A 15,442-nucleotide genomic window follows, 5' to 3' on the forward strand; every position below is an offset into this window, starting at 1 on the left:
CTTTTTTAAATATAGGAGATAAATAAATGAGACGTAATAAAAATATAGTAATAAAAGGAGCTAGAGAAAATAATTTAAAGAATATAGATTTAGAAATTCCTAGGGATAGTTTTGTTGTAATAACTGGGGTTTCTGGAAGTGGTAAAAGTTCTTTAGCTTTTGATACGATTTATGCTGAGGGACAGAGACGATATGTAGAAAGTTTGAGTGCTTATGCAAGGCAATTTTTAGGTAATTTAGAAAAACCAGATGTGGATTCTATTGAAGGTTTATCCCCAGCTATATCCATTAACCAAAAAACAACGTCTAGAAACCCCAGATCAACAGTAGCTACAGTTACGGAGATATATGATTATTTAAGATTACTCTATGCTAGAATAGGACAGGTGTATTGTCCTAAGCATAAGGAAAAAATAGAGCCATCATCTGTGAGTCAGATAGTAGATTCGATTATGGAAATGCCAGAGCGTTCTAGATTACAAATTTTAGCACCTGTAGTAAAGGAACAAAAAGGAACTCATAAGAAAGTTCTAGAAAAATTACTTAAAGATGGGTATGTAAGATTCAAGATTGATGGTGAAATTTATGAATCTGATGATTTACCTGAGCTTGATAAAAATAAGAAACATTCTATAAGTGTAATTGTAGATAGAATAATTATTAAAGAAGATATTCAAAATCGTCTGGCTGATTCTGTAGAAACTGCATTAAAATTAGCTGATAATGGAATGGTAGAAGTTGAAAATATTAATGAAAATAGTATAAATTTATATTCAACAAAGTATTCGTGTAAGTATTGTGACTATTCTATAGGAGAAGTAGAACCTAGAATTTTTTCTTTCAATAACCCTCAAGGAGCTTGTCAAAATTGTGATGGCTTAGGTTTTCGTGATAATGTAGATATAAATAAGGTTATAAATTTTGACTTATCCATTAAAGAAGGGGCAATAAATGTTTTTTCTAGTGCTACATCAGTTTACTATCCATCGCTAATTGAATGTGTATGCAAGACTTTTGGAATAGATATGAATACTCCTTTTAAAGAGTTATCTCAAGAAGATCAAGATATTATTTTTAATGGAAATAGGGAAAAAGAGGTAATTCATAAATATATTAATATGGAAGGTCTAAATAAGACTAGAGTTAATTATTTTGAAGGTGTAAGGGACATAGTTTATCGTAGATATACGAGTAGTATGTCAAAGTCCACTAGAGAAGCAATGTCAAAATATATAAAAGAAGATATTTGTAAATCTTGTAAAGGTAAAAGATTAAGACCAGAGATATTATCTATTTATGTTGGTAATGAAAATATTGCTGATATAGTAGCGAAATCAATAAGAGATGGATATGACTTTTTTAACAATATAGAATTGAGTGAGAAAGATGCCCAAATTGCTGATCTAGTCCTTAAAGAAATTAAAGCAAGGTTACAATTTTTAAATGATGTAGGATTAGATTATTTAACTTTAGATAGAGCAGCAGGTACTTTATCTGGTGGTGAAGCACAGAGGATTAGATTAGCAACTCAAATAGGATCTAAACTTATGGGGGTAACTTATATATTAGATGAACCTTCTATTGGACTACATCAAAGAGATAATGAAAAACTAATTAATACAATGAAGTCAATGAAAGAGTTAGGTAACACAGTATTAGTTGTTGAACATGACGAAGATACTATGAGAGAATGTGATTATATTGTTGATATAGGACCAGGTGCCGGGGAACACGGAGGTCAAGTGGTAGCCAAAGGATCACTTAAGGAAATAATGGAAAATAAAAATTCTCTTACAGGACAATATTTGTCTGGAAAAATGAAAATAGAACTTCCTAAAGAAAGAAGAAAAGGAAATGGAAGTTTCATAGAGGTTATTAAAGCGAAACAGAATAATTTAAAAAATGTTTCTGTGAAAATACCTCTTGGAAAATTAGTTGGGGTAACAGGAGTATCTGGAAGTGGTAAATCTACTTTAGTGAATGAAATATTATTCAAGTCTGTAAAAAATATCTTAAGTAAAGAAAGTATAGATAGAACAGTAGTTAGAGATATAGTCGGAGTAGAAGGTAATATTGATAAAATAATCGATATAGACCAGACTCCAATTGGACGAACGCCAAGGAGTAATCCAGCAACTTATATTGGCGTATTTGATGATATAAGAGATCTATATGCTAGTACAAATGAAGCCAAGCTTAGAGGATATAAAAAAGGGAGGTTTAGTTTCAATGTTAAAGGCGGGAGATGTGAAGCTTGTTCAGGAGATGGTATTATAAAAATCGAGATGCACTTCCTACCAGATGTTCATGTAGCTTGCGAACAATGTCAAGGAAAAAGATATAATAGAGAAACTTTAGAGGTTAATTATAAAGGAAAAAATATTTCTGATGTTTTAAATATGACGGTAAAAGATGCTTATGAATTCTTTTATAATGTACCTAAAATTAAGAATAAAATAGAAACACTAATAAAAGTTGGTTTAGATTATATAAGATTAGGTCAAAGTGCAACAACTTTATCGGGTGGTGAAGCACAGAGGGTAAAATTAGCTAGTGAATTATATAAGAAATCGACAGGTAAAACATTATATATATTGGATGAACCTACTACAGGCTTACATATACACGATATAAGTAAACTTATTAAAATTATTGATACATTAGTTGATAGTGGCAATAGTGTACTAGTCATTGAGCACAATTTAGATGTGATAAAATGTTGTGATCATTTAATTGAATTAGGTCCCGAAGGTGGAGTAAAAGGTGGGGAAATAGTAGCAGAGTGTACACCAGAAAAATTAACAAAAATTAAGAAAAGCTATACAGGTCAGTTCTTAAAAAAATTATTGAATTAATATACAATAATAGTTGAACTTGTATTTTTTCTTTAATAAAGGTATAATTGATAGTAAAATTTATATTTAGGAGGATATGATGGTTTTAGAAATAAAAAATAATTTTGGAACAATATCTATAAATGATGATGTTATTTCTTCAGTAGCTGGTGGTGCTGCGGTTTCATGTTATGGAATTATAGGAATGGCTAGTAAAAATCAAGTAAAAGATGGAATAAGTGATATCCTAGGGAAAGAGAATTATTCAAGAGGTATAGTAATAAATAGAAGTGAAGACAAATTAATTATTGATATGTATATAATAGTTATGTATGGAACAAAAATTTCTGTTATAGCAAATAATGTACAGTCAACTGTTAAATATCAAATTGAAAAAACACTAGGTGTTAGTGTGAATGCAATAAATATAAATATACAAGGAATTAAAGTTGTAGACAACTAGGAGGAAGATCGTTGAAAAAGATAGATGGTATAATATTTGCTCAGATGATAGACTTGGGAGCAAGAAATTTAACTAAGAATGCTGAAAAAATAAATGCATTAAATGTTTTTCCAGTGCCGGACGGAGATACTGGAACTAACATGAATTTATCTATGACATCAGGAGCAGCTGAAGTAAGAACTAATCCAAATAACAATATAGGTGTATTAGGAAAATCATTTTCTAAGGGATTATTGATGGGAGCTCGTGGTAACTCAGGGGTTATTTTATCACAATTATTTAGAGGTTTATCTCAATATATTGAAATAAAAGAAGAAATTAATGCAAAAGAATTTGCAGCTGCAGTTCAAAATGGAGTTTCGATAGCTTATAAAGCAGTAATGAAACCTGTAGAAGGAACTATTTTAACAGTTGCAAGGGAATCGGCTGAAATTGCCGTAGAAGCGGCTAAAAATACAGATTCTGTTATAGAAGTAATGGAGGCATTATTAGAAGGAGCACAAAAATCTTTGCAAAGAACTCCTGAATTACTACCTATATTGAAAGAAGTAGGTGTTGTAGATTCTGGGGGACAGGGATTAGTTTGTGTTTATCAAGGATTCTTGGCTGCTCTTAAAGGAGAAGAAATAGAAGGTCTTGATTCTGTAGAAACAGATATTTTAAACATGGAATTTGAAGACGATCATGCTAGTATGGATTTTATGTCGCCGGAAGATATAGTTCATGGATTTTGTACAGAATTTACAGTAAGATTAGATAAATCTAAAAAGGAATTTAACGAAGAAAAATTTAGAGAAGATTTAAGTAAATTTGGAGATTCATTATTAGTAATTGCTGATGATGAGTATGCAAAAACTCACGTTCATACTGAAAGTCCAGGAGATGTTTTTAATTATGGTCAACAGTATGGAGAGTTAATTAAGATTAAATCTGAAAATATGAGAGAGCAACATCGAGAAGTTCTTAGAAAAGGAGAAGTTAAAAAAGAACAAAAAGAAAAAGTTAAATATGCCAGTATTGCTGTTTCAATGGGCGGCGGCTTAAGTAAATTATTAAAATCATTGGGAGTTTCTTATATTGTAGAGGGTGGTCAAACAATGAACCCATCGACAGAGGATATGATAAAGGCTATTAAATCAGTAAATGCTGAAAATATCTACATTCTTCCAAACAATAAAAATATTCAATTAGCAGCTAAACAGGCTGCAGATTTAGTTGAAGAAAATGTTTTTGTTATAGAGAGTAAGACAGCACCTCAAGGAGTGTCTGCAATAATGGTGTTTTCTCCAGATGCTAGTCCGGAAGAAAATTTTGAAAACATGCAAAGTAGTTTATCTACAGTTAAAACATTAGAAGTTACACATGCAATCAGAGATACTAATATTGAAGGTGTAGAAATAAAGGCTTCTGAGTTTATGGGGATTGCAGATGGGAAGATTGTGTCATCTGAAAAAGATATCAAAGAATTAATTACTCAATTATTTGAAAAAACTGTAAATGAAGATGTTGAAATTTTAACTGTGTATGTTGGAGCTGATGCAACAGAAGAAACAACGAATTTTATAATAGAATTATTAGAAAAAAAATATGCTGATGTGGAAGTAGAGATAGTAGAATCAGGTCAACCAGTATATCAATTTGTAATAGGACTAGAGTAATATTAGTAAAGTAGATTAAATCTCAGTTTGCTTTGTTAACTACAAGGAGGATGAGTGTGATAGTAGATATAATAATTTTGATACTTATTTTATTAGGTATCCTTAGAGGATATAGAAAAGGATTTTTAGATCAATTATTTAGTCTATTAATGATAGTAATAGGTTATGTTTTATCATTTGTATTAGCAAATAGGCTAGTTATGTTTTTACCGGGCTTTATAAATATAGATGATAATCTAATTGTTATGAATATCAGTAAGACTTTAACTAATTTGAATATTAATCAAGGATTTCATAAAATTATAATATTTTTTATCTTGTTTTTTACTATTAGATTAATTTTAAAAATAATATTTAATTCGGTTAAAGTTGTTACAAAAATTCCAGTAATAAGCACAGTTAATAAATTTTTAGGTGCTATGCTAGGTTTCGTAGAAGTATATATTATAATATTTGTTGTAGTTTACTTATTATATGTATTACCTTTAGATTTTGAATGGAAATCATATCTATATGAATCTACTTTTGCGAGTTTCATTTTTGAAGAAACACCAATTTTATCGAAACAAATATTAGAAGAATATTTTAATTATAAATTTTAAGATAAAAAGGCTTTGATTAACTTAATCAAAGCCTTTTTATAGTATAACAATAGTGGTATTTTAGATTAATACATAGTATAATATTGTAGTGGATTTATATAAAAATATAAATTGATTAATCATAATAAAATATCGAAAGGTAAAAAGATGTTTCAAGATAAAAAGATATATAAAACAAAGTTAGCAGGGAAAGATTTGATTGTGGAAATTGGAGAAATGGCTCGACAAGCAAATGGTTCTGTATTAATCAAATATGGAGACACTGTTGTACTTACAACAGCGGTCGCATCTAAAGAAGCAAAAGATGTTGACTTTTTTCCATTAACAGTGAATTATGAAGAAAAAATGTATTCTGTTGGTAAAATTCCAGGTGGATTTTTACGAAGAGAAGGGAGAGCTGGAACTGAGGCTACTTTGGCTGCAAGGCTAATTGATAGACCGATTAGACCTTTATTTGAAGATGGTTTTAGAAATGAGGTTCAAGTAACTTCGACTGTACTTTCAGTGGAATATGATGCAGACCCAGTAATGGCAGCTATGATTGCAAGTTCACTGTCTTTATCTATTTCTAATATTCCATTTAAAGGTCCTATAGCAGGAGTTACTGTCGGATATGTTGATGGACAATACATACTCAATCCAGATGTAGAAACTTTAGAGAAATCATTGATAGATCTAAAAGTCGCAGGAACCAAAGATGCTATTAATATGGTTGAAGCAGGAGCTAAAGAAGTATCAGAAGAAGTTATGCTAAATGCGATTATTTTTGGACATGAAGAAATTAAACGTCTTATCGATTTCCAAAAGTCTATAGTTGATGAAATAGGTCAAAATAAAATGGAAGTTGTTCTAAAAACTATAGATGAAGAAATTTATACAGAAGTATTCAATATGTCTATAGAAAAGCTAAAGGCTGCAATTTCTGTAAAAGATAAGCAAGAAAGAGAAGGTGCAATTACTAGTGTTAAAGAAGAAGTTATAGAATACTTTGAAAATAAAGAACTTGAAGATTCAGAAAAAGTATTGAAAGAAGTGAATGCATCGTTAGATAAAATTGTTAAGGATGAAGTAAGAAGAGAAATTACAGAAGATAAGATAAGACCTGATGGACGTGGTTTAACAGAAATAAGACCATTATCATCAAGAATCGATGTTTTACCAAGAACACATGGTTCAGCCTTATTTACAAGAGGGCAAACTCAGTCACTAGGGGTAGTAACCTTGGGTAATATTTCTGATGAACAAATTATAGATGATTTGACTCAAGAAGAGAATAAACGATTTATGTTACATTATAATTTTCCAGCATTTTCAGTTGGAGAAGTAGGATTTAGTCGTGCACCAGGTAGACGTGAGATAGGGCACGGTGCTTTAGGTGAACGTGCTTTAGCTCAAGTAATTCCAACTAAAGAAGCTTTTCCATATACAATCCGTATAGTTTCTGAAATCTTAGAATCTAATGGTTCAAGTTCTCAAGCAACAATTTGTTCTGGTTCTATGGCTTTAATGGCTGCAGGAGTACCTATTAAGTCACAAGTTGCAGGTATTGCTATGGGCTTAATTCAAAAAGATGAACACTACACAATTTTGACGGATATTCAAGGATTAGAAGATCACCTTGGAGATATGGATTTTAAAGTCGCAGGGACAGAGGACGGTATAACAGCCTTACAAATGGATATTAAAGTTGAAGGTCTAAATGAGGAAATTTTAAAAGAGTCATTAGAACAGGCACGAGTAGGGCGATTAGAAATCTTAAAACATATGAATTCAATTATTGAAAAACCAAGGGAAGTAGTTTCTAAATACGCACCTAAGATTAAGATAATCAAGATTAAGCCGGAGAAAATTAAAGAAGTTATTGGTTCTGGTGGAAAAACAATTAATGAAATTATTGATAAAACGGGAGTTAAGATTGATATTGAACAAAACGGAGAAGTATTTATTTCTTCGCCTGAAACAAATTCTATTAAGAAGGCTATTGAATTAATAGAAGGAATTGTGAAAGAAGCAGAAATCGGAGAAGTTTACTTAGCAACTGTTAGAAGGATTGAAAAATTTGGAGCATTTGTTGAGTTATTCCCAGGAACGGATGCCTTAGTACATATTTCTAAACTAGCAGATAAACGTGTTGAAAAAGTAGAAGATGTAGTTAAAGTCGGAGATACAATTAAGGTAAAAGTTATTAATATAGATGATAAAGGTAGAGTCGATGCTACGGCTAATGTGTAATTTTAAGGGAATTTACAATGAAATTATTTTCTAAAAAAAGAAGAGGATTATATGTTTTTTTCAAACATGTTAAAGATATTAATAAGTTAGAAAATTATGGTAATTTAATATCGTATTCTAAAAAATATAGATATCTATATTTTTATGTAGATGAAGAAAAGGTTGATGAAATTATTAAAATTTTAGAAGAAAAAAAGATTGTGAGAAAAGTTGTGAAATCCGAACTTGTAGATTTAGGTTTAGATTTCTCGCTTATAGAGTAGTTGCTCGCTAGGAGAAATATGAGAGTAATATCTGGTAAATATAAATCAATAAAACTTAAAGCATTAGAAGGGATGACAACACGTCCAACAACTGATAAGGTCAAAGAAAATTTATTTAATATTATTCACTGTAGGGATTTAAAAGTTTTAGATTTATTCGGTGGAAGTGGAGGTCTGGGAATAGAAGCTTTAAGTAGAGGAGCTAAACATGTAACTTTCATTGATGGAAGTTCAGCAGCCATAAAAATTATAAATGATAATATAAAAAGATGTAAGATTGATAAAATATTGTATTCAGTCTACAGAAATGATTATCTAAGAGCTTTAAAAATATTTTCTAAGAAAGAAGAAAAATTTGATTTAATATTCTTGGATCCTCCTTATAATAAGGGAATGCTGGATCTTGTTTTAGAAAATCTTATTAAATTGAACCTACTTAATGATGATGCACTTATTGTTTGTGAATATTCATCAGATGAAAATATAAATTATGAAAATGAATTGTTAGAACTATATAAAGAAAAGAAATATGGGACTGTAACAATTAAGATATTTAATTATTGGGAGTCAGAAAGTGAATAAAAAAGTCGCAATAATTCCAGGAAGTTTTGATCCTATTACATTAGGACACATAGATATAATTGAAAGATGTAGTAAAATATTTGATGAGGTAATAATAGCTATTTTAATTAATCCTGATAAAAAATACTTTTTTACAGTAAAAGAAAGAGTAGAAATGACACAAGAAATTATTGATTCTCTAGATAAAATCGATAATGTTCGAGTGGATAGTTTTTCGGGTTTACTTGTCAGCTACGCCAAAAAGACAGGCTCTAATATAATTGTTAGAGGTTTGAGAGCTGTTTCTGACTTTGAGTATGAAATGCAACTTACTTCTATGAACAAGAGTTTAGATGAAGAAATCGAAACTTTTTATATGATGACTAACACCAAGTATTCTTTTATAAGTTCTAGTATAATTAAAGGAGTTTCTGGTTTTGGAGCAGATTTGACAAAATTTGTTCCAAATATCGTAGCAAAAAGATTGGAAGAGAAATTAAAAGAGGTGTAAAGTGAAAAAAATAATTTTTACGGGTGGAGGAAGTGCAGGTCATGTTTCTGTTAATGTAGCACTTATCCCCGAATTTCAAAAAAATTTTTTTGAAACAAAATATATTGGTAGTAAAAACGGAATAGAGAAGGAAATGATCAGTAAAATAGCTAATACAGAGTATTACTCCATTAGTTCAGGAAAATTAAGAAGATATTTTGATTGGGAAAATTTTATAGATCCATTTAAAGTAATAAAAGGGATAGTAGATTCATTATTAATTCTAAAAAAAGAGAAGCCGGATTTAGTTTTTTCTAAGGGGGGCTTTGTCAGTGTTCCTGTATGTATTGCTGCAAAATTATTATCAATACCTACAATTTTACATGAATCGGACTTGAGTCCAGGTCTTGCTAATAAAATTAATATTAAATTTTCTAATCATATATTTACAACTTTTGAAGATACTTTAAATCATTTGCCGGCCAATAAAGCAAGTTTAATTGGTGCTGTTGTACGTGATGAAATCTATTCTGGGAATGAGACGAAAGCCTATGAATTAACAGGGTTTACAAGAGATAAACAAGTGATATTAGTTATGGGGGGCTCGTTAGGTTCTAAACTTATTAATGAATTTATTTGGAATAACATTGATGAGTTAAGTTCTAAATTCCAAATTGTCCATATAACAGGTAAAGGACAAATGAATAAAGATATACAAAATATTTCTTATGTTCAATATGAATTCATTAATGAGGAGTTATTTGATATTTTTAAAATAACAGATTTTACTATATCTAGAGCGGGATCAAACTCAATTTACGAGTTTTTAGCTTTAGATATACCTTCTATTTTAATTCCGTTAGGAACTAATCAAAGTAGAGGAGATCAGTTGGAAAATGCTAAATATTTTGAAAGTAAAGGTTTTTCAAAAGTAATTTTAGAAGAAAAAATAAATGAACTATCTGTTGCATATTTAGATAGTTTCTCTTCAAATTTACCTTTATATGTTGATTCAATGAAATCTTATAAAAAAGAAAAGAAAGTTATCAATTCAAGTGAAGATTTTTATAAAAAAATACTTAAGGTAATAGAGGAGAAGTAAAATGCGATTTTTGACAAAATTTAAAATATTTATATTTTTAATAATAACAACTTTTGTTGTGGTCTTACCTAGGAATATGTTTGATTATATAGTATCGGATATGTTTTATTCACTATTTGGTGGAAATGGATTTAACTATTTCTTTAAAGGTGTTTCTTATGTACTTCATGATAAAATTTTATTGTTAATAATGGGATTATTAGGAATATTTTTATTTTTTATTAAGGAGTATAGAAAAAGTATTTTAATTTTATCAACAGCTTTCTTTGGTGCAAGTATTGCTATAGCATTGAAAAGTCTTGTTGGGAGAGTTAGACCTTTAGCTGACGAATTTACAGGTGGTTCATTTCCAAGTGGACATTCAACAGTGGTAGTATTATTTTTTATGTCTTTATTGTACATAATTAATAAAAAGGAAAAAATAAGGGTCATAGCAGCAATATCTATAATTATAATTCCAATTTCAAGATTAGCTATTGGTGCACATTATCCAACTGATGTTCTGGGCGGATTATTACTGGGAAGTATAGTTGTGGATTTAATGATATACTATAATGAAGTATTGTATAAAATATTTAAAAAGGTAAGTGGTTTAAGTGAAGAAAAATAAAGATTATATATATGCATTTATTTTAGCTATAATTCACTATATTTTATGGTATTATTTCGCATATATTAAATATGCAGATATAGATCCAAGTGATTATAATTATATATTGGGAATGCCAGAATGGTTTTTTTACAGTAGTGTAGTTGTGAGTATATTTATAATATTTTTAGTAGTTATAGTTGTGGGTAGTATATTTAAAAAAGATATTGAAGAGGAAGATAAAAGGGATGAAAAATATAGAAAATATTAATACAATACTATTGTTTTCTTTTATATTCTTGTTAATTATTGTTATCCCTAGTATTATAAATAGAATTGAAATCAGAGATAATAATGTAAGTTTTTTTGAAAGATATTACTTAGCTGATAGAAAAATTTCAGGGCTAGTCCTTGCTATAACCCTTATGTCGACTTATGGATCAGCATCAACATTTCTATCAGGTCCAGGAATGGCTTATAGACAAGGGCTGGGTTGGGTACTATTAGCGGTTATTCAAGTAATTGCGGGATATTTTGTTTTACTAGTATTAGCTAGAAGATTTCAAAAAATAACTAAAGAAATTAAGGCAGTAACAATAGCAGACTATATAAGGTACAGATATAAATCAAAGTTATTAGCAAACATTACTAGCATTGCAATGATAGTATTTTTATTAACCGCAATGTCAGCTCAGTGGATTGGTGGTTCAAAGTTGCTAGCACAATTACTTTCCATTGAATATAGATATGCAATAATAATTATTTCGATTATTATTTTAATAACAGTTGTATTTGGTGGTTTAAGAACAGTAGTATTAACAGATTTAATTCAAGGGTTGATTATGATATTTGCTACTTTAATTCTATTCTTTTCTATAATTAGTTATGGGGGAGGAATTGATAATATTATGTCTAATATTTATGCACAAAATCCTAATTTATTGACTCCTTTTGGAGCAACAGGAACTCTAACTCCTATGTATGTATCTTCGTTTTGGGTATTAGTGGGGGTAGGGTTAATTGGTATACCCCATGTTGCAGTAAACTCAATGTTGTATAAAAATACTAGACATTTAAAACAATCTATAATTATAGGTACTATAGTGATATTTATAGTCATGTTTGGAGTTCATTTTATAGGAGTAATATCTAGAGGAGTTTTTCCTAATATAAATGATTATGATTCTGTAATTCCAATGGTAACTATGGAGATATTTCCTTGGTACTTAGTAGCGATAGTCCTTGCTGCTCCATTAGCAGCAATAATAACAACAGTAAATACACAATTCTTATTAATTTCATCTAGTTTAATAAAAGATTTATTGTTGAATACTAAACAAGTTAAAGAAAAAGTTACCGAAGATAAATTACCATTGTTTGTGTATATGGTAAATATTATAGTGGTTATAATTGTTGCTATATTGAGTATAAAACCTCCAGCGCTTATAGTAGAAATTAATCTCTTTGCTTTTGGTGGATTAGAAACAACCTATTTATGGCCAATACTCTTAGGTTTGTATTGGAAAAAGGCAGAAAAAAATGGGGCTATTAGTTCAATTATAGTAGGTTTATCTACATATATATTATTTAAAACTATATATAAAATTACTATGGTTGAACCAGTGGTAATTTCGTTGATAATATCATTAATGGTATTTATATTGGTATCAATTTATAAAAATAAAAGAAATAAGGAGAATATTTAAAATGAAAAAAGTAAAAGTAATGAATACAAATGCAGAAAAATTTACAGTCAGTAGTGTATTAACAATTGGTAAAGAGTATGATGTAGTAAATGAAACTGAAGAGTATATTTTTATTAAGGATAATACAGGAAATATAGGTGGTTTTTATAAAGAGTACTTCGAGGTTGTAGAATAAATGAATTAAAATGACTATTGGCTTTTATGTCGGTAGTCATTATTTATTAAATATATAGGAGATAATTATGAGTAAATTTGATGAACAAATATTAGTAATAGATAGAGAAATACTATTTGATAATGAAAAAAATTCTTTTAATGGTTATATTAGTAATGAAGATGTAAGATTTAATGAGATAGTAAATAACTTTTCAAAAATTGAAGTAAAAAGAAGAGGAGATATGGAAGAAAATCCACAGTATAAACAATTAATTGGATATGCTATAGTAAAAGACAAGGCAACGAAAGAGATACTAGTGTATACAAGATTAACTGGTGGTGGGGAATCTAGATTACATGGAAAAGCATCTGTTGGAGTAGGTGGACATATGAATATGGTAGATGATAAATCAATAGAAGAAATAATTAAAATTAATATTTCTAGAGAATTAAAAGAAGAGATTGGAGTATCTTTTGAAGAAAATTTAGATGAGTTAGTTTGTGTAGGTTTAATTAATGATGATACTAATGAAGTGGGTAGAGTACACATGGGTCTCGTTTATCAAGTATATGTAGATAAACGTAAGGTAAAAGATATAGAGGAAGATACATTGAGGATAGATTGGTTAAAATCATCTAATGCAAAAAAATTAAAAAATTGTGAATCTTGGTCAGAGTTTTTAAAGCCAATAATATAAAAAATACTAGAGAATCTTATATTCTCTAGTATTTTTTATATTAAAGAAGTAGATAAAGTATAAATTTCCATTATTACTTTGTACAAAAGGTATCCTAAAATGAAAGATATAACCATATTTAAAATAAAAATATCATTATTAGTCACTTTTTTGAAAAACTTATGATAATCAATTTTTAAAGTAATACTATTAATAAGTAATATAAATGAAAATAATAAAAATAATTGTAATAAATTCATAAAACCTCACCTTAAAACATATCAAACCAACCTTTTTTTCTGAAAAACCACAACATCGCTCCAGCAATAGTAAAGGTTACAAAGATTATGATAAAATAACCATACTCAGTTTGTAGTTCGGGCATATTATTAAAGTTCATTCCATACCAACCAGCAATAAAAGTTAGGGGAAGGAATATAGTTGAAATCATTGTTAAGGTCATCATGATACTATTACTTTTAAATGAGTTATATGCCATGTAATTTTCACGGATATCGCTAGCTAATTCTCTATTAGCTTCAATTATTTCAGTTTGTTGAACTAATTCGTCATAAATATCGTGGAAGTATTTTCTATCATTTTCTGTCATCTCGACCCTACGAGAGACTAAGAATCTATGTATCAATTCTCTCATAGGCATTAGCCCTCTACGTAGTTTTAAAAGATTAGATCTTAAATCAAAAACTTCATTCATAATTTTACTTCCTTTTGTATGGGCATCATTTTCTTCAAGTTCATCAAGCCGATTTTCTATTTTTGAAATAAGTGGATTATAACCTTCTACAATTTCAGAGATAAGCATATGCATGATATGAAGAGGGCTATAAGAAGGTCCTTTATCTAAAACTTTGGTAATAACCTTACTAGTGTATCTGATGTGTGAAAGATGAAAAGTAACTATGTAATTTTTCCCAATAAACATATTAAGTGTTTCATAGTCAGCATCTATATTTTTTAAAACATGGGAAACCAAGAATATTTGTTGACGAGTAATTTCTATTTTTGGTCTTTCTAGTAATGTTAAACAGTCTTCAATATGTAATTCGTGAAATCTAAAGAAGGTAGTAAGTAGTTCTATCTCGCTTCTAGTTGGAGAGTTGAAATCTACCCAAAACCACTCTATATTATCATTTCTTACCTCTTCTAAAGATAGGTTATCTAATATTGTTCCATTTTTATCAAGAGCTATTATTTGTAGCATTTGATACCTCCATAAGTTTTATTTTAGTATAGTTTTTATGTAGTGCATCATTATAGCGGCAGCAATAGATACATTTAAACTTTCTGCCTGTCCGGGCATAGTTATTTTTACTTTTCTATTTACCTTCTCTAAAATTTCATTAGAAACACCGTTAGCTTCATTTCCTAATATTATTGCACATTTTGACTTGAGTGACTTTATATTTTCTAAAGATTCTTCCGTATCTAAGGAGGTTGCTAATATATCGAAATCTTGAATAGTGTTTAAAAAATTATTCAAATCAACATTATCGAAAAAGTCGATATGAAAATTACTTCCCTGCATACTACGAATAACTTTTGGAGAATAAATATTAGTAGTTCCTTGAGAAAGTATAACAGCATCAAAGCTAAATGCATCCGCAGTACGGATTATAGTACCTAAATTTCCTGGATCTTGTATTCTATCTAAAATTATTATATTGTTATATTTAGAAATATCAAGTAATTTTTTTTCTATTTTACAAACGGCAAAAATTTCAGGGCTTGTTATTGTACTGGCAAGTGATTTGATTGTTTTTTTATCAACAGTTAGTACTTCAAATTTAGAAATATCAAAGGGGATACTTTTGTCGAAATTAGCTGACTTAATTATAGTTTCTACAACATTTGAATTCACAGCTTCTTCTAATAAATGAAGACCTTCAACTAAGTATTTTTGTTGTTTCTTTATATTTTTAATATCTTTTAATTTTAAAATATTTTTAATTTTAGGGTTGTTACTAGAGTAAATCATTAAAAACTCCTAATTTAATTGAATTTTTTAATTATAATATGATATAATTACCTTAATTATATCATAAATTAGGAGGATTTTATGCAATTTTTCATAACTTTGTTAGTTATTAT

General features: G+C 28.9%; 16 protein-coding genes. 14 read left to right on the forward strand and 2 right to left on the reverse strand.

Going from position 1 to position 15,442, the window contains the following annotated elements; translation table 11 throughout:
• The first annotated feature begins 26 nt into the window (after positions 1-26).
• From uvrA to HZY82_RS03510, 14 genes are all read left to right on the forward strand, one after another.
• On the forward strand, positions 27-2,855 hold the full coding sequence (uvrA, locus tag HZY82_RS03445) for an excinuclease ABC subunit UvrA (protein WP_135155940.1): 2,829 nt from the start codon (positions 27-29) through the stop codon (positions 2,853-2,855).
• 79 nt (positions 2,856-2,934) lie between these two features.
• Positions 2,935-3,297 carry an Asp23/Gls24 family envelope stress response protein gene (locus tag HZY82_RS03450; RefSeq protein ID WP_135155939.1) on the forward strand — a complete coding sequence of 121 codons (363 nt, stop codon included), beginning with the start codon at positions 2,935-2,937 and terminating at the stop codon, positions 3,295-3,297.
• Between the two features lie 44 nt (positions 3,298-3,341).
• Positions 3,342-4,955, forward strand: a complete 1,614-nt coding sequence (locus HZY82_RS03455; RefSeq protein ID WP_228098231.1) for a DAK2 domain-containing protein — start codon at positions 3,342-3,344, stop codon at positions 4,953-4,955.
• 56 nt (positions 4,956-5,011) lie between these two features.
• Positions 5,012-5,557 (forward strand): CvpA family protein, encoded by a 546-nt coding sequence (locus HZY82_RS03460; RefSeq protein WP_167753207.1) that lies wholly within the window; start codon positions 5,012-5,014, stop codon positions 5,555-5,557.
• A 147-nt stretch (positions 5,558-5,704) separates the two neighbouring features.
• Complete coding sequence (pnp, locus tag HZY82_RS03465; RefSeq protein WP_135155936.1) at positions 5,705-7,789, forward strand: polyribonucleotide nucleotidyltransferase; 2,085 nt, start codon at positions 5,705-5,707, stop codon at positions 7,787-7,789.
• 17 nt (positions 7,790-7,806) lie between these two features.
• Positions 7,807-8,052, forward strand: coding sequence for a DUF2129 domain-containing protein (locus HZY82_RS03470; RefSeq protein ID WP_179938639.1), 246 nt, complete (start codon positions 7,807-7,809; stop codon positions 8,050-8,052).
• A gap of 18 nt (positions 8,053-8,070) precedes the next feature.
• A complete protein-coding gene (rsmD, locus tag HZY82_RS03475; RefSeq protein WP_135155934.1) occupies positions 8,071-8,634 on the forward strand; it encodes a 16S rRNA (guanine(966)-N(2))-methyltransferase RsmD in 564 nt (187 codons plus the stop codon).
• Positions 8,627-9,124 (forward strand): pantetheine-phosphate adenylyltransferase, encoded by a 498-nt coding sequence (gene coaD / locus HZY82_RS03480; protein ID WP_135155933.1) that lies wholly within the window; start codon positions 8,627-8,629, stop codon positions 9,122-9,124. Before rsmD ends, coaD begins: the two co-directional genes overlap by 8 nt.
• Position 9,125: 1 nt before the next feature.
• On the forward strand, positions 9,126-10,205 hold the full coding sequence (locus tag HZY82_RS03485) for an undecaprenyldiphospho-muramoylpentapeptide beta-N-acetylglucosaminyltransferase (protein ID WP_179938641.1): 1,080 nt from the start codon (positions 9,126-9,128) through the stop codon (positions 10,203-10,205).
• A 1-nt stretch (position 10,206) separates the two neighbouring features.
• A complete protein-coding gene (locus HZY82_RS03490) occupies positions 10,207-10,815 on the forward strand; it encodes a phosphatase PAP2 family protein (RefSeq protein WP_228098229.1) in 609 nt (202 codons plus the stop codon).
• Positions 10,802-11,065 carry a YhdT family protein gene (locus HZY82_RS03495; protein WP_368667352.1) on the forward strand — a complete coding sequence of 88 codons (264 nt, stop codon included), beginning with the start codon at positions 10,802-10,804 and terminating at the stop codon, positions 11,063-11,065. The genes HZY82_RS03490 and HZY82_RS03495 overlap by 14 nt, the downstream gene beginning before the upstream one ends.
• Positions 11,043-12,500, forward strand: a complete 1,458-nt coding sequence (panF, locus tag HZY82_RS03500) for a sodium/pantothenate symporter (protein WP_179938643.1) — start codon at positions 11,043-11,045, stop codon at positions 12,498-12,500. Before HZY82_RS03495 ends, panF begins: the two co-directional genes overlap by 23 nt.
• A 1-nt stretch (position 12,501) precedes the next feature.
• Positions 12,502-12,675: a DUF6501 family protein gene (locus tag HZY82_RS03505; RefSeq protein ID WP_167753206.1), complete on the forward strand. Its 174-nt coding sequence runs from the start codon at positions 12,502-12,504 to the stop codon at positions 12,673-12,675.
• A gap of 67 nt (positions 12,676-12,742) precedes the next feature.
• Positions 12,743-13,354 carry a DNA mismatch repair protein MutT gene (locus HZY82_RS03510; RefSeq protein WP_179938645.1) on the forward strand — a complete coding sequence of 204 codons (612 nt, stop codon included), beginning with the start codon at positions 12,743-12,745 and terminating at the stop codon, positions 13,352-13,354.
• A gap of 250 nt (positions 13,355-13,604) precedes the next feature.
• Here the strand turns inward: HZY82_RS03510 and corA are convergent, their stop codons facing one another.
• Both corA and HZY82_RS03520 read right to left on the reverse strand, forming a co-directional pair.
• Positions 13,605-14,555: a magnesium/cobalt transporter CorA gene (gene corA, locus HZY82_RS03515; protein WP_135155929.1), complete on the reverse strand. Its 951-nt coding sequence runs from the start codon at positions 14,553-14,555 to the stop codon at positions 13,605-13,607.
• Positions 14,556-14,573: 18 nt separating this feature from the next.
• Positions 14,574-15,329, reverse strand: coding sequence for a TrmH family RNA methyltransferase (locus HZY82_RS03520; protein ID WP_135155928.1), 756 nt, complete (start codon positions 15,327-15,329; stop codon positions 14,574-14,576).
• Positions 15,330-15,442 lie beyond the last annotated feature (113 nt).

It is taken from the genome of Gemella sp. GL1 (assembly GCF_013415365.1).
In the GTDB taxonomy this organism is placed as follows: Bacteria; Bacillota; Bacilli; order Staphylococcales; family Gemellaceae; genus Gemelliphila.

Excerpts from the sequence above, each read along its gene's own strand:
- HZY82_RS03505 (WP_167753206.1), top strand. The coding sequence starts at position 12,502 with ATGAAAAAAGTAAAAGTAATGAATACAAATGCAGAAAAATTTACAGTC.
- panF (WP_179938643.1), top strand. The coding sequence starts at position 11,043 with ATGAAAAATATAGAAAATATTAATACAATACTATTGTTTTCTTTTATA.
- corA (WP_135155929.1), bottom strand. The coding sequence starts at position 14,555 with ATGCTACAAATAATAGCTCTTGATAAAAATGGAACAATATTAGATAAC.
- rsmD (WP_135155934.1), top strand. The coding sequence starts at position 8,071 with ATGAGAGTAATATCTGGTAAATATAAATCAATAAAACTTAAAGCATTA.
- HZY82_RS03455 (WP_228098231.1), top strand. The coding sequence starts at position 3,342 with ATGATAGACTTGGGAGCAAGAAATTTAACTAAGAATGCTGAAAAAATA.
- HZY82_RS03490 (WP_228098229.1), top strand. The coding sequence starts at position 10,207 with ATGCGATTTTTGACAAAATTTAAAATATTTATATTTTTAATAATAACA.
- uvrA (WP_135155940.1), top strand. The coding sequence starts at position 27 with ATGAGACGTAATAAAAATATAGTAATAAAAGGAGCTAGAGAAAATAAT.
- HZY82_RS03450 (WP_135155939.1), top strand. The coding sequence starts at position 2,935 with ATGGTTTTAGAAATAAAAAATAATTTTGGAACAATATCTATAAATGAT.
- pnp (WP_135155936.1), top strand. The coding sequence starts at position 5,705 with ATGTTTCAAGATAAAAAGATATATAAAACAAAGTTAGCAGGGAAAGAT.
- HZY82_RS03470 (WP_179938639.1), top strand. The coding sequence starts at position 7,807 with ATGAAATTATTTTCTAAAAAAAGAAGAGGATTATATGTTTTTTTCAAA.
- HZY82_RS03520 (WP_135155928.1), bottom strand. The coding sequence starts at position 15,329 with ATGATTTACTCTAGTAACAACCCTAAAATTAAAAATATTTTAAAATTA.
- HZY82_RS03510 (WP_179938645.1), top strand. The coding sequence starts at position 12,743 with ATGAGTAAATTTGATGAACAAATATTAGTAATAGATAGAGAAATACTA.